18 protein-coding genes and 3 tRNA genes are annotated in these 20,260 nt (G+C 74.2%); 15 read left to right on the top strand and 6 right to left on the bottom strand.

Annotation, left to right across the window (positions count from 1 at the left end):
- Positions 1 to 107: 107 nt before the first annotated feature.
- The gene (locus ACZ4W5_RS32395; protein ID WP_465658569.1) at positions 108 to 830 is read right to left on the bottom strand and encodes a hypothetical protein; all 723 of its coding nucleotides are present in this window, start codon (positions 828 to 830) and stop codon (positions 108 to 110) included.
- A 51-nt stretch (positions 831 to 881) separates the two neighbouring features.
- Here ACZ4W5_RS32395 and ACZ4W5_RS32390 point away from each other — a divergent pair, with 51 nt between their 5' ends.
- Positions 882 to 1,202, top strand: coding sequence for a DUF6968 family protein (locus ACZ4W5_RS32390; protein WP_465658568.1), 321 nt, complete (start codon positions 882 to 884; stop codon positions 1,200 to 1,202).
- Between the two features lie 82 nt (positions 1,203 to 1,284).
- Here ACZ4W5_RS32390 and ACZ4W5_RS32385 read toward each other — a convergent pair whose 3' ends face one another.
- Both ACZ4W5_RS32385 and ACZ4W5_RS32380 read right to left on the bottom strand, forming a co-directional pair.
- Positions 1,285 to 1,719: a hypothetical protein gene (locus ACZ4W5_RS32385; protein ID WP_360231906.1), complete on the bottom strand. Its 435-nt coding sequence runs from the start codon at positions 1,717 to 1,719 to the stop codon at positions 1,285 to 1,287.
- Positions 1,720 to 1,796: 77 nt separating this feature from the next.
- The gene (locus tag ACZ4W5_RS32380) at positions 1,797 to 3,134 is read right to left on the bottom strand and encodes a hypothetical protein (RefSeq protein ID WP_465658567.1); all 1,338 of its coding nucleotides are present in this window, start codon (positions 3,132 to 3,134) and stop codon (positions 1,797 to 1,799) included.
- Between the two features lie 317 nt (positions 3,135 to 3,451).
- Here ACZ4W5_RS32380 and ACZ4W5_RS32375 point away from each other — a divergent pair, with 317 nt between their 5' ends.
- The 3 genes from ACZ4W5_RS32375 to ACZ4W5_RS32365 all read left to right on the top strand — a co-directional run bounded on the left by ACZ4W5_RS32375 (position 3,452) and on the right by ACZ4W5_RS32365 (position 7,025).
- Positions 3,452 to 3,997, top strand: a complete 546-nt coding sequence (locus tag ACZ4W5_RS32375; protein ID WP_465658566.1) for a DUF2165 domain-containing protein — start codon at positions 3,452 to 3,454, stop codon at positions 3,995 to 3,997.
- A 215-nt stretch (positions 3,998 to 4,212) separates the two neighbouring features.
- Positions 4,213 to 6,387, top strand: coding sequence for a hypothetical protein (locus ACZ4W5_RS32370; protein WP_465658564.1), 2,175 nt, complete (start codon positions 4,213 to 4,215; stop codon positions 6,385 to 6,387).
- 128 nt (positions 6,388 to 6,515) lie between these two features.
- Positions 6,516 to 7,025, top strand: coding sequence for a hypothetical protein (locus ACZ4W5_RS32365; protein WP_465658562.1), 510 nt, complete (start codon positions 6,516 to 6,518; stop codon positions 7,023 to 7,025).
- Between the two features lie 115 nt (positions 7,026 to 7,140).
- On the opposite strand, the gene ACZ4W5_RS32360 is transcribed toward ACZ4W5_RS32365, so the two are convergent.
- Positions 7,141 to 7,533, bottom strand: a complete 393-nt coding sequence (locus ACZ4W5_RS32360) for a hypothetical protein (RefSeq protein ID WP_465658561.1) — start codon at positions 7,531 to 7,533, stop codon at positions 7,141 to 7,143.
- Between the two features lie 213 nt (positions 7,534 to 7,746).
- Between ACZ4W5_RS32360 and ACZ4W5_RS32355 the strand changes: the two genes are divergently transcribed.
- From ACZ4W5_RS32355 to ACZ4W5_RS32345, 3 genes are read left to right on the top strand one after another with little or no spacing between them, the layout of a single operon-like run.
- Positions 7,747 to 8,040 carry a helix-turn-helix domain-containing protein gene (locus ACZ4W5_RS32355; RefSeq protein ID WP_465658559.1) on the top strand — a complete coding sequence of 98 codons (294 nt, stop codon included), beginning with the start codon at positions 7,747 to 7,749 and terminating at the stop codon, positions 8,038 to 8,040.
- Positions 8,027 to 8,734 carry a helix-turn-helix domain containing protein gene (locus tag ACZ4W5_RS32350; RefSeq protein WP_465658557.1) on the top strand — a complete coding sequence of 236 codons (708 nt, stop codon included), beginning with the start codon at positions 8,027 to 8,029 and terminating at the stop codon, positions 8,732 to 8,734. The genes ACZ4W5_RS32355 and ACZ4W5_RS32350 overlap by 14 nt, the downstream gene beginning before the upstream one ends.
- Before the next feature lie 28 nt (positions 8,735 to 8,762).
- Positions 8,763 to 11,024: a helicase associated domain-containing protein gene (locus ACZ4W5_RS32345; RefSeq protein WP_465658555.1), complete on the top strand. Its 2,262-nt coding sequence runs from the start codon at positions 8,763 to 8,765 to the stop codon at positions 11,022 to 11,024.
- Positions 11,025 to 11,159: 135 nt separating this feature from the next.
- Here ACZ4W5_RS32345 and bla read toward each other — a convergent pair whose 3' ends face one another.
- Complete coding sequence (gene bla / locus ACZ4W5_RS32340; RefSeq protein WP_465658554.1) at positions 11,160 to 12,134, bottom strand: class A beta-lactamase; 975 nt, start codon at positions 12,132 to 12,134, stop codon at positions 11,160 to 11,162.
- Positions 12,135 to 12,277: 143 nt separating this feature from the next.
- Between bla and ACZ4W5_RS32335 the strand changes: the two genes are divergently transcribed.
- From ACZ4W5_RS32335 to ACZ4W5_RS32315, 5 genes are all read left to right on the top strand, one after another.
- On the top strand, positions 12,278 to 13,225 hold the full coding sequence (locus ACZ4W5_RS32335; RefSeq protein WP_465658552.1) for a LysR family transcriptional regulator: 948 nt from the start codon (positions 12,278 to 12,280) through the stop codon (positions 13,223 to 13,225).
- A 146-nt stretch (positions 13,226 to 13,371) separates the two neighbouring features.
- Positions 13,372 to 14,238 carry a serine hydrolase gene (locus ACZ4W5_RS32330; RefSeq protein WP_465658589.1) on the top strand — a complete coding sequence of 289 codons (867 nt, stop codon included), beginning with the start codon at positions 13,372 to 13,374 and terminating at the stop codon, positions 14,236 to 14,238.
- A 243-nt stretch (positions 14,239 to 14,481) separates the two neighbouring features.
- Positions 14,482 to 14,553, top strand: a tRNA-Gln gene (locus ACZ4W5_RS32325).
- 10 nt (positions 14,554 to 14,563) lie between these two features.
- Positions 14,564 to 14,648: transfer RNA gene (locus ACZ4W5_RS32320), tRNA-Ser, on the top strand.
- A 21-nt stretch (positions 14,649 to 14,669) separates the two neighbouring features.
- A tRNA-Tyr gene (locus tag ACZ4W5_RS32315) sits at positions 14,670 to 14,749 on the top strand.
- Positions 14,750 to 14,828: 79 nt separating this feature from the next.
- Here the strand turns inward: ACZ4W5_RS32315 and ACZ4W5_RS32310 are convergent.
- Positions 14,829 to 15,920, bottom strand: a complete 1,092-nt coding sequence (locus ACZ4W5_RS32310; protein ID WP_465658550.1) for a DUF5937 family protein — start codon at positions 15,918 to 15,920, stop codon at positions 14,829 to 14,831.
- 92 nt (positions 15,921 to 16,012) lie between these two features.
- Here ACZ4W5_RS32310 and ACZ4W5_RS32305 point away from each other — a divergent pair, with 92 nt between their 5' ends.
- The 3 genes from ACZ4W5_RS32305 to htpG all read left to right on the top strand — a co-directional run bounded on the left by ACZ4W5_RS32305 (position 16,013) and on the right by htpG (position 20,144).
- Positions 16,013 to 16,216 (top strand): hypothetical protein, encoded by a 204-nt coding sequence (locus ACZ4W5_RS32305; protein ID WP_360231892.1) that lies wholly within the window; start codon positions 16,013 to 16,015, stop codon positions 16,214 to 16,216.
- A 103-nt stretch (positions 16,217 to 16,319) separates the two neighbouring features.
- Positions 16,320 to 18,032, top strand: coding sequence for an FAD-dependent monooxygenase (locus tag ACZ4W5_RS32300; RefSeq protein ID WP_465658548.1), 1,713 nt, complete (start codon positions 16,320 to 16,322; stop codon positions 18,030 to 18,032).
- Between the two features lie 150 nt (positions 18,033 to 18,182).
- Positions 18,183 to 20,144 carry a molecular chaperone HtpG gene (gene htpG / locus ACZ4W5_RS32295; protein ID WP_465658547.1) on the top strand — a complete coding sequence of 654 codons (1,962 nt, stop codon included), beginning with the start codon at positions 18,183 to 18,185 and terminating at the stop codon, positions 20,142 to 20,144.
- The last annotated feature ends 116 nt before the right edge of the window (positions 20,145 to 20,260 follow it).

Raw genomic sequence — 20,260 nt, 5'->3', positions numbered from 1 at the left:
CGTCCCGCCCGTCCCGCCCCGTCCCGCCCGTCCCGCCCGTCCTGCCCGGACGCCGCCGTTCTGCCGCGCCGTTCGCGCGGGACGGGCGGGCCACCGCCGCCGAGGCGTCAGTTCGCCTCGCCCTCGTCCGCCCCGTCCGCCCCGTACTGCCGGTGCACGTCCAGGAAGGGCAGCCGCACCCGCTCCCGCCACTCGGCCACCTGCGCGTGCGCCGCCGGGCGCACCGCCGCCGCCTCGGCCGCGTCCTCGGCCCAGCCGTACGGGTACGGGCTGCCCAGGGCCACCGCCGCCACGGCCAGGTAGCGGGCCATCGCCGCGTCGTCCGCCACCGCCAGGGTCTCCACCTCGCCCCGGTCGAGCGCGATGCCGATCTCCCAGGCCCCGTGCGCCGTCCGCCGCGCGTCCCAGCCCCGCGTCCACCGCACCTGCTCCGCCGTGACCTCACCGCCCGGCCGGGGCTCCAGCCCCGCGTCCCGCAGCGCCGGGACCACGGCGGCGGGGGAGTCCCAGGGGATCGGCAACCCCGCGCTCACCGCCACGCCGAGCACCGTGCGGCACGGGTACGGCGTACCGCAGCACGCACAGCGCGGCTGCTCCGACCCGGCGTCACCGCCCTGCGCCCGGGCGGGCTCGTGCAACTGCACCACACCACCCAGCAGGTACTGGTGCCGGCCGACCGGCTGCCCCGCCTCCTTCGAGTCCCGCAGGAACAACTGCAACAGCCGGTGGAACAGCCGCCCGGCCTCGTAACCGCCCAACGGCGGCACCGGCACCGGCACCTGCACCGGTACCCGCACCCCACCGTCACTTCCCTGCCCGTCACGACCCATGCGGGCGAGCCTAGGGCCTGCACTGTCGTGCCACGGTGCTGTACTGCTCCGATGAGCACCGCACACGACATCGGCCAGGTCATCGCCCACCGCGAACTGCTGTACACCGCCCCGGACGGGACGCGGTCCCCGGTGCTGCTCGAACTCGGCGCGCCCCGCCGGGATCCGCAGGGACCGGACTGGTCCTGCCCCTGCCGCATCACCGGCCACCCGGACATCAGCGACCGGGTGACCGAGATCTTCGGCGTGGACCCGCTGCAGGCCCTGCAACTCGCCCTGGCCCGCTTCCCCGCCGAACTGGACGGCGCCACCGGCCTGACCTTCCTGGGCGGCACGGACCTGATGCTCGGCGACGGCCACCGGGCCCCCTGACGGCACCCCGTACACCCCGGCCCGTACACCCTGCCCGCCCGCCCCGGCACGCTACCGGCCGGCCGCGCTACCGCCCGGCGCGCTACCGCCCGACCGCCTCCAGCACCTGCGTCACCAGGGGGACATCGGCCTTGGGGATCAGGATCACGTGCTGCGCGCCGTCCGCCACCAGGTCGAAGCGCGCCATCTTCGGGTGCGGGGTCCGCTGCTCCGACGCCGACAGGCCGAACGGCCCCCGGAGGGCGACGTCCTCGCCGGTGCGCCGGTTGCGCCAGGCCACCGAGCCGGCCGTCAGGTGCAGGTAGCCGGAGGCCGTGTGCGCGACGGTGCGCCCCTTGCCGACCGGCAGCATCCTGACCGTGCCCAGCGTCGGGCTCGAACAGGCCACCTGCAAGGTGGTGCCCGCCCGCAGGTCGGCCAGGTCCTTCTCCGTGCTCGGCCGGCGCAGGCCGACCATCGACAGCAGGACGTCGGAGAAGGTTCTGGTGCCCGCCGCGCGGCGGATGTCGGTCGTCATGGCGCAGATCCTCCCAGGTGGCACCGGCAGGCCTGTGACCAGGGGGGTTGTTCGTTCCGGCGGGTGGGGGCGGGCCGTCACGCGAAGCGGGAGCTGCGCACCGGCCCGGCGGAACGCACCCGGTCGCGCGGACCGGCGGCGGGCCAGCCGGCCGCGCGGGCGGCGAAGGCCGTGAGGACGTCGTCCGGGTCGGCCGGGGTCCCGCCGTCGCCCTCCGACGCCTCGGGGGCGGCGGCCAGGATCGCCTCGGCGAGCTCCTCGGCCGAGCGCGGGTCGGGCCCGGCCTCCGCCGGTTCGCCGTCCTCGCCGAACTGCAGGCCCGGCTCCCACGGGGCGTTCACGATCTGCCCCAGCAGGGTGGAGACATCGGCCGTCACGGCCGGCGGGTCCGTCCAGCAGGTGGCGTGCTCGAAGAGCAACTGGCCCGCCACCCGCTCGTTCAGCTGCGCCACCACGGCGGGATCACACTCGTTCAGGTCGTACGCGACCACCAGCGCACCCGGCGTGCCCGGCTGGAACGGCGCCGCCGGGACCCCGAGCAGCCGCGCCGCGGCCAGTCCGAGCGCCCGGCTGCCCCGGTCGGCCAGCAGCGCGACCGAGTCGGGCTCGCGGCCGGTGGCGGCCAGGACGGCGCGCAGCCGCTCCAGACCGTAACGGCAGTGCCCGAAGTCGTCCTGGAGGTAGGCCCAGCGGCCGGTCATGCCCTGCTCGAAGCCGTGCGGCGAGAGGGTGGTGAGCAGGCCGCCGGTGAGCACGTAGTGCCAACCCCGCAGGTCCCGCTCGTCGACCGGCGGCAGCTGCGCGGCCCGCTCCAGCATCCGTCCGACCCGCTGGCCCGGCCCCACCCAGACCCCCTCGGGGGCCGACATCGCCCCGAACACCTCACGCGCCAGCGCTATTTGACCGTCCATCAGGGCGTTGTAGACCGTCAGGTAGCGGTCCGGCCAGTCGTCGAGCCGCTCGTCGTGCTCGCGCAGCACGGCCAGGGCCTCGCCGTGCCGCTCGCAGCCCTCCAGGGCCGAGACCAGCTCCAGCAGCACCTTGCGCAGCCCGAGCGGCGGGCCGGCCTGCGGCTTGGCCTTGCGGCGGAACAGGCCGCCGCGCGCCGCGGCCGCCGGCGGCGCCTGGACCAGCCGCAGCGCCTCCCGCAGCGCGGGCACGGCCACCGCGTCGATGCCGCGCTCGACGCAGGCGTAGCCGTAGTCGTAGAGCCGCTCGACCTCCCCGGGCCGGGCCGCCAGCGCCGTCGAAGCCTGCGCCAGGTCCTCGAAACCTGCGCCCTGGGCCAGCCGGGCCACCAGCGGCGCGACCTCGGCGGGCGGGAGCCGGTCCGCGGCGGAACGCAGCACCCGCATCGATCCCTGCGAGTCGCCGGACTTGCAGAGCTCCCAGGCTTCGGACAGTTCGCTGGTCATGTGTCTCCCGAGGTCAGAGGGCATACAGAACCCCAGGATGATCCTCGACCGACCACCCCCCGGGCAACCCGGTTTCCGCCACCCGCCGCCCCTGCCGCCCGCAGGCGTTCGCGACGGCGGCGGTCGCGCCACCCCAGCACGGTGTCCGCACGGCCGTCGTACCACCACCACACCCGGCCCTGCCCCACGCCCGAACACCCGGAAGTCCCGCCACAGGACAGAGCATGACGAAGAGTCAGCACGCTCCACAACGACCCCGCCGCTCCGTCGCCCGAGGAGAGACCGGCCAACTCCGGCCGGGGGATAGCCTGTTCCGCATGCCGACCAGCCGCCCCGCGCACCCGGACCCCACCACCCGCGACCGTCTGCTCGCGTTCGGCTCGCTGCCTGCGGCGGCGGCCGTGCTCACCGGCGTGAACGCTCTGTATCTGCTGCTCGTGGTCTTCGGGAACGTCACCGACTTCGCCACCAACCAGCACTTCGTCCAGCACGTGCTGGCGATGGACACCACCTTCCAGGACCGGGACCTGATGTGGCGCTCCATCACCTCCCCGGGCCTGCAGAACGCCGCCTACGTGGCGATCATCGTCTGGGAGGCGCTGAGCGCCCTGGTGCTGGCGGCGGGAACGGTCGCCTGGTGGCTGCGGCCGCAGCTGGCACGCCGCATCAGCACCCTCGGCCTGCTGCTGATGCTGCTCCTCTTCGGGGCCGGGTTCATCGGGATCGGCGGCGAGTGGTTCGCCATGTGGCAGTCGAAGGCCTGGAACGGCCTGGACGCGGCGATCCGCAACGTCACCCTGGCCGGGCTGGCCCTGGTGGTGGTGAACCTGCCGCACCACCGCACACCCGCCCCGCCGGAGTGAGACACCCCCCGAGCCTTCACCGCGGCTGATGCCCGTCCGACCGGCCCGACCGGCCCGACCTGCGTGGAAGCCGTCGGCGGCACCCCATAGAGTCCTTCTGGCGTTCTGGACTACGTGAAGAGGCATGGCGGGGTTGTGGGTGTGTTCGTGACGACGGTCGAGAAGCCGGTGGCCACCGGCGTGCGCGGGACGGGCGGCGAGGGGGAGCAGGCCTGATGGACCGCAAGACGTACACCACCGAGCTGGCCGGCCTGCGCGAGCTGCGCGCCCGGATCACGGCCGCCGAGAAGCAGGTCGCGGCCGCGCAGAAGGAGCTGGACAAGCTCACCGCCCAGCGTGCACGGCAGGTGGCCGGGCTCGCGGGCTACGAGGGCGCCCAGGCCGCGCCGATCGCGAAGGCCTCGGGCCTGTCGGTCGGCGACGTCGTACGGATCGCCCCGCTGCTGGACCCGACCCCCGCCGCCGTCCGCACCGCCAGGACCGACGACCAGCCCGCCGCCGTTGCGCCTGTGACCACCGTCGAGCCCGCCGCTGCGCCCGCGCCCGCCGTTGCGCCCGCGCCCGCCGTTGCGCCCGCGCCCGTCGTTGTGCCCGCGCGGGCCGCTGCGCCCGTGGCCGAACCCGCCCCGGTCGCCGAGCCCGCCCCCGCCCCGGTCGTCGCCGCCGCCCCGCGCCCGGTGGCCGAGGCCGGGCCGCGTGAGCTGCCCACCCTCCCCGAGGGCCCGGCGGGCGCCCGGTTCGAGGCGGTCACCACCGGGCTGGCCTCCAAGCGCCCCAACTTCACCCAGCAGGCCCGCTCCACGGTCTTCCTGGACGCGGCGACCGGCCAGCTGGCCGTCCGAGACCGGACCGTGCAGCTCGACCTCGGCGCCCGCACCCCGGGCGAGGTCCTGGACGCCGTCCTGGCCGCCGTGCCCGGCACCGAGCGCGTCTACATCACCGCCGGCGCCCCCTGGCACGACGGCGCCGAGCGCTACTCCACCCTCAAGGACGCGGTCGCGGCCTGGCTCAACACCCCGTCCGAGCGGTGGACCACCGCCGTCGGCTCCGGCCGCGACAAACTCGCCGGGCACTTCGTCCACCAGCGCCAGCCCGTCGGCCGCTACGCCCCGGCCGCCGCCCCGGACGGCCCGGTCACGGAGATTCGCAGCATGGGGGAGTGGTTCGACCCGGACGGCGCCGACGTCGTCACCTGCCGCCAGGCGTTCACGCTGCTGTGGCAGGCGCTGCGCCGCCACTGGGACGACGCGGTCCTGATGGGCTCCCCGAGCCAGACCGGCCGGGACCTGTGGTCGCGCACCGTCCCGACCAGCGGCAAGTGGGCCGGCGGCTACCCGGTCCTGTCCGAGGAACTGCGAGGCCTGCTGCACGCCACCGGCGGCCAGGGGCGCACCGAGCTGATCCTGCCCCCGCGCGTCCCGGAGCAGCTGCCCGCCCTCGTCGAGTACGACCGCACCTTCGCCTACGCCAAGCACCTGTGGAAGTCGCCGGTCGGTACCCCGCGCCGGATCACCGCCGCCGCGTTCGCCGCGATGACCGAGCAGGAGCAGGCCAAGGCCCTGATGTCCTGCTCGCACTGGAACATCCGGGTCACCGTCCCGGCCGGCTGGAACCACGTCGGCCTGCTGCCCGCCCCCGTCACCGGGGACCGCGCCTGGGTCTACCCCGCCGAGCCGGGTGCGACCTTCACCACTTGGGCGGGCGGCGCCGAGGTCCACCTCGCCCTCGCCAACCACCTGGCCCCGTGGCGGATCGAGGTCCTGGGCGGCCTGCTGTTCGAGGACGGCAAGCCGCTGGACGAGTGGGGCAAGCGGTTGAAGGCGGCCTGGGCGGAGCTGACCAACCTCTCCCGCGTCCACGGCGACGAGCGGCAGCGGCAGGCCGCCTACCTCGCCTCGCGCGCCGTCCGCAGCGTGCTGCTGTTCGGCCTGGGCGGCTTCGCCCAGCGCCCGCGCCTGGTCTCCGGCACCACCCCCGTCGGGGAGGCGCTCCCGGCCGGGGTGGAGATCCTCGGCCAGGACGGGACGGTGGTGACCTGGCAGCGCCAGGCCGGCTTCTCCCGGGACCCGTACGCCCACCCCGAGTGGGCCGCGTACGTGTGGTCGGGGGCGCGGGCTGCGCTGCTGGACATGAAGTACCGCCAGGGCAAGGAGGTCATCGGCCACGCCGGAGCCCTGCACGCGAGGCCCGGCACGGTCGTCTACTTCGGCACCGACGGCATCGCCCTGACCGAGCGCCAGCCCTGGCCCTACCGCGGCGAGCCCGGCGACTACCTCCTCAAGGGCCACCTCACCGGCCCCGTCCCGCACCCCACCAGCCAGGAGCAGTACCTGGAACTGCGCGCCCGGGGCCGCGCCGAACTCGCCGCGAAGGGGAACGAGCAGCAGTGAGCCCGGCCGCCTGCGCCCACGTCACGGCTGAGGGAGCGGGGGACCAGCAGGTACGGCCGACCGGCCCGGGCCGCCTGCCAGGGGTCGCGAAGGCCGGGTCCTCGGTGCCGGTGGCTCGTTGAAGCGGCGTGGAGGACGACAAGAACGGCGAGGACGGCGAGCGGGCCCGGGCGCCGATGGTGTGGGCGCTGGCGGTACGCGAGGTGGCGCAGGGGCCGCCGTTCGCGGAGCTGATCGTCGAGGTCGGGCCGGACCTGTACCCGGAGCTGGTGGAGGCCGCGCTCGACAGCGGCTTCACGCTCGCGGCGGGGGAGCCCCCGGACACCAGCGCTGTCGTCGAGGTCGACGGCGGCCGGGTGACGCGCCTCGCGCTGGTCGGCGGGCGCCAGAACTGGGAGCCGGACACGCGCGTCGAGACGTCACCGGCCTGGCTGTCCGCCGCCGAGGACCGGGGCGCCGTCGAGGGCCGGGGCGCCGCCGTGGTGATCCTCGTGCCGCCTGACACCTGGCCGCCAGGCCTGATCGAACTGGGCCCCGTCGGCCTGGACGTCTTCGCTCAGCGACTCGAACAGGAGCGCCGGGCCGGCCACGTCCTCCACGGAACCGCAGCGGTGCAGGTGGGAGGGTTTCGCTCCTGACGGCCGCCGGCGGCCGGCGACCGGCGACCGGCGACCGCGTCGACGAGGCGGCCGAGCAGGCCCGCTCCCGTCCCGACGGCGGCACCCCCTGCGCGGCCGCGCACGGACGTCCTGGTCAGCGGTGGCGCCGACCGCGCCGACCGGTGAGCCGAAGGCGTGGGGACGGCAGAAGGAAACCGACGAAGCCGGCTTGGAACAGGATCAGGCCGATCAGCCACCACCAGCCGCCGAAGAGCCCGAAGAGTATCGCCGGTCCCGACAGCGCGACGGCGAGCATGGGCCTGTGATACTCGCCCTCCCGTATCGGGGCGGACAGCAGGAGGAGGACCAGCGACGGGAAGCCGACAAAGAACAGCAGGGCCAGTCCTAGAGCGGCGAACTCCCCGTCCACCCCTCCGAGGAGAGCGAACCCGCCGACCACCGCTGCCCAGCCGCACGCGAGGGCGATCAGGTATCCGGCTGCCGCGCGAAGGAACCACACCAGGACGCTCTCGGCTCTCAGCACCATCCCCATCGGTACCTGCCCCCCTGTTCCCTCCTGCGGTCGATATCGTCGCAGGAAAACTGAACGCGTTCAATATTAGCTCGCCCCTGCTCGCGGGCGCCAGTGCGCGAGACGTGAGCCCAGGGCGGCGGCGTTCGTCAGCCCCGGCATGCTCCGCCACTCAATCGAGGGGTCCTGTCCATGAAGAATGGAAAATATCCATTCCTCACGGATAGGATGCGTGGCGTGGTGTTCAGTACCTTGGAAACCCTGCGGCTCACCGTGGCCGCGATCAGGCAGCGCACGGGGGAGAGCCAGCGCGAGCTCGCCGACGCCGTCGGGCTGACGCAGGACAAGGTCTCGCGCCGTCAGTCCGGCGCCCAGCCGTGGACCCTGGACGAGGTCGACGCCCTGGCCGGGCACTGGGGCATGGGGCCGCTGGACCTGCTCGCCGGCCCGACCCACGCCACCCAGTCGCTCACCTGGCCCCGCCCGGGGGCACAGCTGGAGGTGACCGATGAGTCCCGCTGACCCGTCCCGGCCGAACGAGGCCGCCCGGCTGACCCAGCAGCTGATCGACCAGGGCTTCACCAAACGCCAGGTCGCCGGCCTGCTCGGCCGCGACGCCTCGCTCGTCTCCCAGTTCTTCACCAAGGGCAAGGGCGCGAGCATGGTCGGCGCACTGCGCCAGCTGGTGCACGCGGTGCGCGGCGGCGAACGTGACCCCGAGGCACTGGCCGCCATCGCCGGGGCGAACACCACCCGCCGCCGCACCAGGGCCGGTCACAAGGCCCGAGTGCGCGGCAAGGACACCGTCGGCGAGGCCGGCGGGTCGATGGCCGGCCGCGCCGGGAAACAGGCCATCAGGTCCGGCGCCTCCCACCTGGCGCCCGTGGTCCACGAGACCGGCCGGGCCGGCGGCCGCCTCGCCTTCACCGTCCGGATGAAGGCCGACCAGTACGTCTACTCCGCGGGCTCGGAGAAGGACTCCGGCGGCATCCGGCGCGGGTTCATCCCCCGCTCCGACGGCACCGAGGAGCGCACCTACGGCTCCGCCTCCACCGGCGGCTTCGACGCCGCCGAGTGGTCCCGGCGGGTCGCCGACCACCACGGCGACGTCACCGAGGCCATGAAGGCCTGGCTGGTGGAGACCGGCCGCGCCGTCCCCGACGCCGACATCGCCTACCTCGAGGTCCGCGCCTGGGTCCCCGAAGAGCGCCGATGAGCACCGGACGCGCAGAGGAAGCGGCGCCGTGCTGAACCCGCTGCCGCTGCACCGGTTCCAGAAGGACGCGGTCGCCGCCGCCGTGAAGACCGTGCGGACCGGCGGACGGGCCACGCTGGTCGCGGCGACCGGCTCCGGGAAGACCCTCATCGCCGCGGGCTGCGCCCGGCGCCTGGCGGCGAAGGGCCGGGTGCTGGTGCTGGTGCCGACGATCGAGTTGCTGGAGCAGACCGCGGAGGCGTGGTCGCTGCGGGGAGGGCGCCGGGGCCTGGCGGTGGCGGCGTGCTCCCGCGAGGAGGCACTGGAGAGCGCGGAGGCCGGCGGCCGGGTCCACGCCCACGTGACCACGCAGGCCCCGCGGATCGCCGACCTCGTCAACGGCGGCCCGGACAACCAGCCGGTCACCGTGTACGCCACCTACGCGAGCCTGGAGCGCATCGTCCAGGCCCACAACGACTTCGGCCTGGCCCAGTGGGACCTGGTCGTCATCGACGAGGCACACCGCACCGCCGGTTCGGAGGGGAAGGCGTGGGCCGCGGTCCACGACGACGCCCAGGTCCCGGCGAAGCGCCGGCTGTACTTCACCGCCACCCCGCGGATCGCCGACGACCAGCGCGCGAAGGACAGCCTGGCCGACCTCGCCGCAGACGCTGACGGCCAGGCGCTGCCCGCGCTGTGCTCCATGGACGACCAGGCGGTCTACGGCAAGACCTGCTTCACCTGGACCCTCGGCCAGGGCATCGAGCACGGCTACCTCGCCGACTACCGCGTCCTGGTCCCCGTCGTCACCGACGAGGACCTGCGCGAACTCCTCAACCTGCCCGCCGTCGCCGACCTCCGCTCCCAGCGCACCAACGAGGAACTTCTCAGGCTGGCCTTGCAGATCGCGGTGCTGCGCGCGGTCGCCGACCTCGGCCTGCGGCGGGTCATCACGTTCCACTCCCGCGTCAGCGCGGCGCGGGAGTTCGCCGGCAGCCTGCTGGACGCTTCGGAACTGCTGCCTGACGCGGAGCGTCCGGAGCGGATCTGGGCGAAGGCGGTGGCCGGCACCGACCGCCTCAGGGACCGCCGGGCCGCGTTCACCGAGTTCAAGGCCCACACCGGCGAGGACGGCGAGGAGTGCGGGATCCTCTGCAACGCTCGGCTCCTGTCCGAGGGTATCGACGTCCGAGCCGTGGATGCGGTGTGCTTCGCGGACCCGAAGTCCTCCGTCATCGACATTGTCCAGGCCGTCGGCCGGGCGTTGCGCCAGACCTACCAGCAGGGCAAGGTGTCCTGGGTCATCATCCCGGTGTATCTGCCGAAGCCGGAGGTCGGCGACGATACGGCGGCCGCGGACCCGGCCGAGGTCCACGACGCGGGCGAGGCCGTGAAGGCGGAGGCCGACGCCGAGATCGAGGCGTCCTCGTTCCGTACGATCTGGCGGGTCCTGCGGGCTCTGGCCGCGCACGATGCCCAGGTGGTCGGCCGGATCACCGAACTGCGCGCCAGCCGCTCGCAGCCCGCCGCGCACACCACCGCGACCACGCCTGCCGAGGTCGAGGCTGCCGGGGCCGGGGAGGGCGGGCAGGAGCCGGGTCCGGTCGAGTCGCCGATCGAGTGGCTCAAGATCAACGCCCGCCAGCATGCGGCGCGGATCCTCCAGACCGTCAAGCTGCGGGCGTTCAACCCGCGCGCGGTCGAGTGGCAGCGGATGCACGCCGTCGCTGCCAGGTTCCACATCGAGCACGGCCACCTCGACCCCACCGACAAGGCGAAGCACGCGGAGCTGATCTCGTGGCTCGCCCGTCAGCGCCACCTCCACGGCCAGGGCCTGCTCGATGCCGCCCGCGTCTCGGAGCTGGACGCGCTCGGCATGATCTGGTCGAAGAACGCCAACGCCTGGGAACGCGGGGCCGCCTACGCCGCCGCGTTCCACCGCGCCCACGGCCACCTCGCGATCCCCGCCACGGCGAAGCTGGACGACTACGCGGTCGGCGCGTGGATGCGCCGCCAGCGCAAGGCCGACAACCTCACCACCGAGCAGGTCGCCAAGCTTGACGCCCTGGACGAGCTGTGGCGCCTGGAACCGGACTGGAACCGCTCCTACCGCCGCCTGCTCGCCTACCTCGCCTCCGGCGGCACCCTCGACGGCCCCGCCAACCGCACCGGCCTCGCCGACGACCCGACCTTCCGCCCCGGGACCTGGCTGCGCAAGCAGGCCAAGGCCCGCACCGCCGGCCAACTGACCGACCAGCAGACCGCCCTCCTGGACGCCCTCCCCGACCGCGCGGCCCGCGCCGGAACCTAGGGCTTCGGTTGCCCGGACGTCAGCGCCGACGCGTGGCGCGGGCCTGGGCAGCAGTCGCGCGGACCCGCCGCGGCCCGGGCCCCACGCACTCCAACTGCGGTGCGGCGGGCGGGGCGGATCATCGGGCTGCGGACGTCAGCCGAGGGTGCTGACGACGGTCTTCGTCGCCTCGGCGATCAGGGCGTCGTCGGACTTGGCGCCCGCCTTGCCGCGGTCGGACAGGACGACGATCACGATCGGGGCGCGCCCGCCCGGCGGCCACGCCACGGCGGCGTCGTTGCGGGTGCCGTAGCCCGCGTTGCCGGTCTTGTCGCCGATCCGCCAGTCGGCGGGCACCCCCGCGCGGACGTACGGGCCGCCGGTCGTGTTGCCGACCAGCCAGTCCGTCAGCAGCCCGCGCCGGTCCGGCGGGAGGACGTCGCCGAGCACATAGCGGCGCAGGTCGGTGGCGAACACCCGCGGCGTGCTGGTGTCGCGGGTGTCGCCCGGGGTGGCCTCGTTGAGGGTGGGTTCGGTGCGGTCGACGCTGGTGGTCGAGTCGCCCAGGTCCCGCAGGGACTTCTGGACGGCCGCCGGGCCGCCGAGCTCGGCGGTGACCAGGTTGGCCGCCGTGTTGTCGCTGTACTGGATGGAGGCGGAGGCCAGGTCCCGCAGCTTCATGCCGGTGGCCACGTGCTGCGAGGTGACCGGCGCCCACTCCAGCACGTCCTCCTGGCGGTAGGACACGACCTTGTCCAGGTCCGCGTCGGACGCCTTCCGCAGCAGCGCCCCGGCGGCCAGCGACTTGATCGTGGACGCGAACGCGAACCGCTCGTCGGCCCGGTGGGTGACCTCCCGGCCGCTGCCGGTGTCCACCGCGAACACGCCGAGCCGGGCGCCGAAGCGCTGCTCCAGCGCCGCGAAGGAGGCGTCCGCCGCATCGGCCGGTGCCGTCCCCGCCACCGGTGCCGCCGACCCGCCGGAGGCCGTCGCACCAGGGGCCGTCGCAGCCGCCGCCGCGCCGGAGGCCGTCGAGGTGCTGCCCGCCCCGCCGCACCCGCCGATCAGGGCGGCCGCCAACAGGGCCACGGCGGGCAGCGCGATGCGGGGGCGGTGGAGGTCGGACGTCATCAGTGCTCTCCCAGGTGGTTCGTACCGTCACGGCCGCGCCGGTGCGGTCGCGCCGTCGCGCTCAGCCAACCAGGCCGCCGACTCCCCAGTCCAAGACCGCAATCGTGAAGTGGACGATAAGAAAACACCTATGATGGCTGGCCATGGACCTGCTGGGGCACCTGCGCCACTTCCGCGCCGTCGCCGAGGAACGGCACTTCGGCCGCGCCGCCGAGCGCCTGCGGATCGCCCAGCCCTCGCTCTCCCAGCGCATCCAGCGCCTCGAACGCGAACTCGGCGTCACCCTCTTCGACCGCGGCCCGCGCGGCGTCGACCTCACCCCGGCGGGCCGGCTGCTGCTCGCCGAGGCCGAGGAGACGCTGGACAGCGCCGCCCGCCTCCTCGCCACCGCCGCCGACCTGCGCAGCGGACGGGCCGGCACCCTGCGCGCGGCCGTCCCGCCCGACCTCGGGCCGGCCACCCTCGCCGCGCTGCTCACCGGCTTCGAGGCCGCCTCCCCGGGCACCCGGCTCGAACTGCGGGAGGTGCCGGTGGCGGCCGTGGTGCGCGAACTCGCCCAGCACACCGTCGACGTCGCCGTCGTCCGCCACCCCTGCCCGGCCGACGGACTGGCCTTCGGCCCCGTTCTGCACCAGCCGCTCGGGGTCCTGCTCGCGGAGCGCAGCCCGTACGCCGACCGCCCGGAGCTCGCGGTGGCCGAACTCACCGGTCTGCGCCTGGTCCTCTTCCCGCGCGCCACCGCGCCGGCCCTGTACGACGAGGTGCTCACCACGCTGACCAGGCACGGCTGCACCCCCGAGGCCGTGGTCGACCCGCCGGGGCCCGACGTCGCGGGCGCGCTCGTGCTCACCGGCAGCGCCATCGCCCTGGTGCCGCGCACCGCGCCGCCACCGGGTACAGTCTGGCGTCCGCTCACCGGCACCCCGCTGGCCTGGCGGACCTCCACGGCCTGGCCGGCCGGGCGGGGCGGGCCCGCCGTCCGGCTGTTCGCCCACACCGCCCACGAGGCGCTGACCGGACCGGGCGGCCTGCTGCCCCAACCGCCCCACCGCCCGCTCTACCCCCGGCCCGCAATGGAGTTCCCGCTGTGACCAGCGACCGCACCGGAGCCGACCGCCCGGCCGCCGTCCGCACCGGAGCCGATAGCCCGGCCGCCGTCCGCACCGGAGCCGACAGCCCGTCCGCCGCCCGCCCGGCCGCCGACCGGACCCCGCACGGCCGTGCCGCGCGCACCCGCATCACCGCGGCCTTCGCCGACGCGGGCGTCACCGGCTGGCTGCACGCGCGCGACCTCGACACCGGCGCCGAGATCGGCCTCGGCGCCGACACCGCCGTCAGCACCGCCAGCGTCCACAAGGTCTGCCTGCTCGTGACGCTCTACCGCGAGGCCGCCGCCGGACGGATCGACCTCACCCGGCAGGTCGAGGTCCCCGCCACCGGCCGCACCCCCGGCGGCACCGGCCTCGCCGCCATGCTCGACCCCGCCCGCCTCTCCCTGCGCGACCTCGCCTACCTCACCGCCGCCGTCAGCGACAACACCGCCGCCGACACCCTGTGGGACGAGATCGGCCTCGACGCCGTCAACCGCACCATGGCCGACCTCGGCCTCACCCGCACCGTCGCCGTCCACAAACTCCGCGACCTCAGCGCCGCCCTCGCCGAGGACACCGGCCCGGACTCCCCGGTCGACCCCGCCGTCGTCGCCCGCCTCAGAGTCCTCGACCCCGCCTTCACCAACCACACCACCCCCCGCGACATGACCACCCTGCTCGCCGCCCTCTGGCACGGCGACGCCTGCCCCGGCGACCACGGCGCCGCCCTGCGCCGCCTCCTCGGCCTCCAGGTCTGGCCGCACCGGCTGGCCTCCGGCTTCCCCTTCGACGACGTCCGCGTCCACGGCAAGACCGGCACCCTCCCCACGCTGCGCCACGAGGTCGGCGTCGTCGAATACCCCGACGGCGGCCGCTACGCCCTGGCCGTCTTCACCCGCGCCGCGGCCACCACCATCACCCTGCCCGCCGCCGACGCGGCCATCGGCACCACCGCCCGCCTCGCCGTCGACGCCCTCCGGGCCCGCGCGGCCACCGCCGGTCGGGCCGGATAACACCGGTTGTCCGCGTAAAACCGGTTGTCCGCGCCGCCGGGGGTCCGGCACAGTGGGCACATCGCGCCGCACAGGCCCAGGAAGGAGCGCCGCCGTGAACACCACCACCCGTGTCCAGTCGTATCAGCGCTCCTCCAGTCACCGGTTCACCGGGACGTCCTCGTAGCGCGCTGACCGGCTTTTCGCCGGGCCGCCCCGGGGCCGCGTCCCCGCCCGGGCGGCCCTTTCGTGTGCCGCCCACCGTGCCGGATGGTGCAACAGGCAGCACACCTGACTCTGGATCAGGCGATCGGGGTTCGAATCCTCGTCCGGCAGCGCAGTACCTGGAGAGTTGGCCGAGTGGTAAGGCAGCGGCTTGCTAAGCCGTCGTCGGGTGACAACCCGCGCGCGTTCGATCCGCGCACTCTCCGCGCACCACCGAGCAGTTCGACGGGCGAGCTGGGCACTGGAGAGCCCAAGGGTCTGTAACACCCCCGCTTCGGCTGTGGCGGTTCGAATCCGCCCTCGCCCACCCGACCACCGCGCACCGACCACCACGCACCACGCACCACCACGCACCACCGCCCGCCGCCCCCGGCACCGGGCGGGCCTCAGCGCAGCACCGACTCCAGGAAGTCGCTCCCGATCCGGGCCACGACGGAGATGTCGAGCTTGTGGAGGACATAGCGCCCCCGGCGCCGGGTGACGAGCAGCCCGGCCTTGCGCAGGACGGCGAGGTGGCGGGAGATCTCGGGGGCGGTGAGGCCGTACGCGTCGGCCAGCTCGTTCGTCGAGTACGCGGCGCGCGCCAGGTTGCGGCACAGGTTCATCCGCATCGGGTGGGTCAGCGCGTCCAGGCGCAGCCTGACCGTCTCCACCGGCTCGGCGCCGCCGATCTCGTGGGCCGCGGCCGGGTACTGGATCACGGGCTGCCAGCCCGGCCCGTACAGGGTGAACAGGTGCGGCCAGCCGAAGACGCTGGGCAGCAGGGTGACGGCGGTGTCGCGGGCGTCGGTGCGCCCGTGCAGGAGTTTGTCGACGACGATGCGGCTGCCGTGCTCGTCCTCCTCCAGGCTCAGCGCCGGCGACGCCGCCGTGAGGGCCTCCGCCAGGCCCTTGCGGCGCAGCAGTTCGGTCTTCTGCCGGGCGTCGGCGGCGAGTTGGACGCGGACCCGGCGCCAGGTGTCGGCGAAGAACGCCCGGTCGCAGTCCTCCAGGAGGCGCCGGATCCACGCCCGGGTGCCGGTGGGGTCGTTGAGCATCCGTTCGACGAACGCCGCCTGGTGCGGGCCGCGGGCCGCCGCCAGGTCGAGCGCGCGGCGCCGCGACCACGCGTCGACCAGGGGCGAGGGCAGGCCCTTGGGGTAGTGGCTGGTGCTGCAGGAGATCTCCAGGGCGGCGCCGACGAACTTCTCGTCCGGCATCCGGTCGAGGTCGTCCAGCTCCTCGGCGAGGGTCTGCCGGGGGTTTGCGGGCATCAGGAGGTCGGAGCGCGTCGAGCGCCACATGAAGTCGGCCTCCAGCATCCGGCCGGCCAGTTCCGGTTCGAGCGTGCCGGCGGTCGCCGTCGTCCACGCGTGCAGGCGGGGGTGGTGGGCGGGCTCGGCGAGCACGTGCAGCGCGTTGCCGAGCTCGGCCAGCGGCGAGGGGTGGAAGGCGATCCGCTCGTGCGGCAGTCCGGTGATGTCAATGGTCACGCTCACCCCTCCATGGTGCCGGGCCCGCTGATCACGTCATTTGACGGGGGTCGTCAATCGGCGGGACCGGTGGGGCGGCCGTGGTGCACGGTGGGCGCATGAACGCACTGCAGCAGCACCTCCTGGACAGCTACCGCGCCGCCCAGCACGCCGAACCGGCCCCGCCCGCCCCCGGCACCCACGACCTCGCGGTGCTCCGGGCGGCCCGTGACCACCGCCGCTTCGAAGCGGTCGTCGCCGGCCGCCCCACCCCCGGCCGCCTGCGCTTCGCCTTCCGCCGCTGGCTGAGCGCCCAGGGCTGACGGGCCCTGCGCCCACCGGCCGGCCAGTATCGGGGCCAGTACCGGGGCCAGTACCGGGGCCGGGGCCGTGGCGCGGTCGCCGTCACCCGCCCGGCCCGCCACCATGGGAAGTGGACCAGGGGGGACGTACCGGGACGCACCCGGGAGGTTTCCAGTGGACGTACTCGTCGTGGGCGCCGGACCGGTCGGCCTGACCGCAGCCGTGGAACTGCGCAGGCGGGGGATCGGATGCAGGCTCGTCGAACGGCTGCCGCAGCGGCTGCCGTTCGCGAAAGCGGTCGGAGTCCAGCCGCGCACGCTGGAGATCTGGGACCGGATGGGGCTGGTGCGGGCCGCGCTCGACGCCGCCGTCCCGATGCGCGGGCAACTGCTCTACGAGAACGGCACCGAGCAGCTCCGGACCGACCTGGCGCTGCCGCCCGAAGTGCCGTACGGCTTCGCGGCGCTGCCCCAGTACGAGACCGAGCGGATCCTGGAGGAGCACCTGATCCGCCTCGGGGGCCGGATCGAGCGCCGCAGCGAACTGGTGTCGTTCACCCAGGACGACGACGGCGTGACCAGCCGCCTGGCCACCTCCGAGGGGGAGGAGGAGGTCCGCTCCCGGTACCTGATCGGCTGCGACGGTGCGCACAGCACCGTCCGCAAGGGGCTCGGGCTCGGCTTCCGGGGCGGGGCGTTTCCCGAGGAGTACATGCTCGCCGACGTCGAGGTCGACTGGGACCTGCCTTCCGGCTACGGCGTGCGCGCCGTGCACCGGGCCGAGGACGGCCGCGTCGACGACCTGCTGGTCTGCATCCCGCTGCCCGGCCGGGGCCGCTACCGGATGTCGATGCCGGTGCCGCCCGAGCTGTCGGCAGCACCGGCCGCCTCCGGCATCGCGCACGGCCTGGGGGCCGGCCGGGGCCCGGCGCTGTCCGACGTCCAGGCGGTCCTGGACCGGCTCTCCCCGCAGCCGACCACCGCCTCGGCCATGCGCTGGTCCTCGGTCTTCCGGATCAGCCACCGGCTGGTGGACCGGTACGGGGAGGGCCGGGTCCTCGTCGCCGGGGACGCCGCGCACATCCACCCGCCCACCGGCGCGCAGGGCATGAACACCGGCATCCAGGACGCCTACAACCTCGCCTGGAAGCTCGCCCTCACGATCGGCGGCGCCGCCCGGCAGAACCTCCTCGCGAGCTACGACGCCGAACGCCGCCCGGTCGGCGAGGAGGTGGTCGGCCGCACCGTCCGACACGCCGCCGAAGGCGTCCAGGCCGACCCGGAGGACCCGGCGACCCTGCTGCTGCGCGAAGCCCAACTGCTCGTCGGCTACCGGGACAGCCCGATCGTCGGCCCCCCGGACGCTGATGCCGATGCCGCCGCCGACGCAGATGCCGCCGCCGACGCCGGGCCGGCCCCCCGCCCCGGCGACCGGGCCCCCGACTGCGCCGGCCTCACCGGGGAGATCGCCACCTACCCGCAGCGCCTGTACGACGTGCTGCGGGTCGGCGAACACGTGCTGCTGCTGTACGGCACCGGCCGGGAGTCGACCGCCCGATTCGACGAACTCGCCTCCCTCGCAAGCGAACTGACTGGTCATCAGACATCTTCCTGCGTGATCCTCGCCGACGGCGCACGGCGCCCGGCCGGCGGGACGCAGCTCCCGGTGTACCGCGACACCCGCGGCGAGTTCGCCCGCGCCTACGCGACCCAGGACGGCCCGACGGCCTTCGTCATCCGCCCGGACGGCTACCTGGGCGCCCGCCTCCACCCACCCACGGCCGAGGGCCTGACCGCCCACCTGGCCCGCGTCTTCCGCACCCCAGGGGCGCGGTGATCCCGGCGATCGCGCGAGGGGCCTTCCCGCGCAACGCGGCTGACCCGGGCCGCAGTCGTCACCGGCCGGCCTTCGCCGAGCACCGCCGGCCTCCGTATCCTTGCCTGGTCACCACGTGGTGCGCACGAACACGAAAAGGAGAGACCCCTCGTGGCCAGCCCGACCGAGACGCTGGAGTTCCAGGCGGAGACCCGCCAGCTGTTGCAGTTGGTGATCCACTCGATCTACTCGAACAAGGACATCTTCCTGCGCGAGCTGATCTCCAACGCCTCCGACGCCCTCGACAAGCTCCGCCTGGAATCCCTCACCGACACCGACCTCGCGGCCGACACCTCCGACCTGCACATCACCCTGGAGGTCGACCGGCAGGCCCGCACCCTGACGGTGCGGGACAACGGCATCGGCATGACCCGTGAGGACGTCGTCGACCTGATCGGCACCATCGCGAAGTCCGGCACCGCCGGCCTGCTGGCCAGGATCAAGGAGGCCAAGGACGCGGAAGCGGCGCAGAACCTGATCGGCCAGTTCGGGGTCGGCTTCTACTCGGCGTTCATGGTCGCCGACAAGGTCACCCTGCACACCCGCCGCGCCGGCACCGAGCAGGGCACCGCGTGGGAGTCCGACGGCGAGGGCACCTACACGATCGCGCCGGTCGACGGCCTGCCGGTGGGCACCTCGGTCACGCTGCACCTCAAGCCGGCCGACGGTGAGGACGGTCTCGGCGACTACCTCGCGGCGTGGAAGATCCGCCAGATCGTCAAGCAGTACTCGGACTTCATCCGCTGGCCCATCCGCATGGCCGCCGGACCTGCCGCCACGGACGGTGCCGCGGACGAGGCCGCGGACGAGGCCGTGGACGGCGCCGAACCCGCCGGCGCGCTCGAGACGCTGAACTCGATGAAGGCCCTGTGGGCCCGCCCGCGCAGCGAGGTGACCGAGGCCGAGTACCACGAGTTCTACCAGCAGATCAGCCACGACTGGCAGCCCCCGGCCGAGACCGTCCACATGCGGGCCGAGGGCACCTTCGAGTACGAGGCGCTGCTGTTCATCCCCGCCCACGCGCCGTTCGACCTGTTCTCCCGGGACACCAAGCGGGGCGTGCAGCTGTACGTCAAGCGGGTGTTCATCATGGACGACTGCGACGCGCTCATGCCGAACTACCTGCGCTTCGTCAAGGGCGTCGTCGACGCCCACGACCTGTCGCTGAACGTCTCCCGCGAGATCCTGCAGCACGACCGCCAGATCACCGCGGTCCGCCGGCGACTCGTCAAGAAGGTCCTCGGCGCCCTCAAGGACATGCAGGCCACCAACCCCGAGGCCTACGCCACGATGTGGGAGCAGTTCGGCCGGGTGATCAAGGAAGGTCTGATCGAGGACCGCGACAACACCGACGCGCTGCTGCCGCTGGTCTCGGCCGCCTCCACCGCCGACCCGGAGAAGGCGACCACGCTGCGCGAGTACGTGGAGCGGATGAAGGACGGCCAGGACACCATCTACTACCTGACCGGCGAGAACCGCCAGATGGTGGAGAACTCCCCGCACATGGAGGCCTTCACCGCCAAGGGCTACGAGGTCCTGATCCTCACCGACCCCGTCGACGAGGTCTGGACCGACCAGGTCCCCGCCTTCGAGGGCCACCGCTTCCAGTCCATCGCCAAGGGCCAGGTCGACCTCGGCGACGACGCCGACAGCGACGGCGACGAGGAGGCGAAGGCGCAGAAGGCCCGGCGTGAGGAGGACTTCGCCGACCTCCTCACCTGGCTGCAGGGCACCCTGGCCGAGCACGTCAAGCAGGTCCGCCTCTCCACCCGGCTCACCACCTCCGCCGCGTGCCTGGTCGGCGACGCCCATGACCTGACCCCCACCCTGGAGAAGATGTACCGGGCGATGGGTCAGGAACTGCCCCCCGTGAAGCGGATCCTGGAGCTCAACCCCACCCACCCCCTGGTCACCGCCCTGCACCGGGCCCACCGGGCGAAGTCCGACGACCCGGCCCTGGCCGACATCGCCGAACTCGTCCACGGCAGCGCCCTGCTCGCCGAGGGCGGCGACCTGCCCGACCCGGCCCGCTTCACCCGCCTCCTGACCGACCACCTCACCCACACCCTGTAACCCCCGCAGCCTGTCACCGCGGGGGGGGGGGGGGGGGGGGGGGGGGGGGGGGAAGGGGGGGGGGGGGAGGGGGGGGGTGGGGGGGGGGGGGGGGGGGGGGGGTGTTTTGTAGGGTG

The sequence above is a fragment of the Kitasatospora sp. NPDC029367 genome (assembly GCF_055569135.1).
The sequence above is the reverse complement of the archived record's forward strand: the minus strand, read 5'-3'. Positions and strand labels throughout refer to the sequence as shown.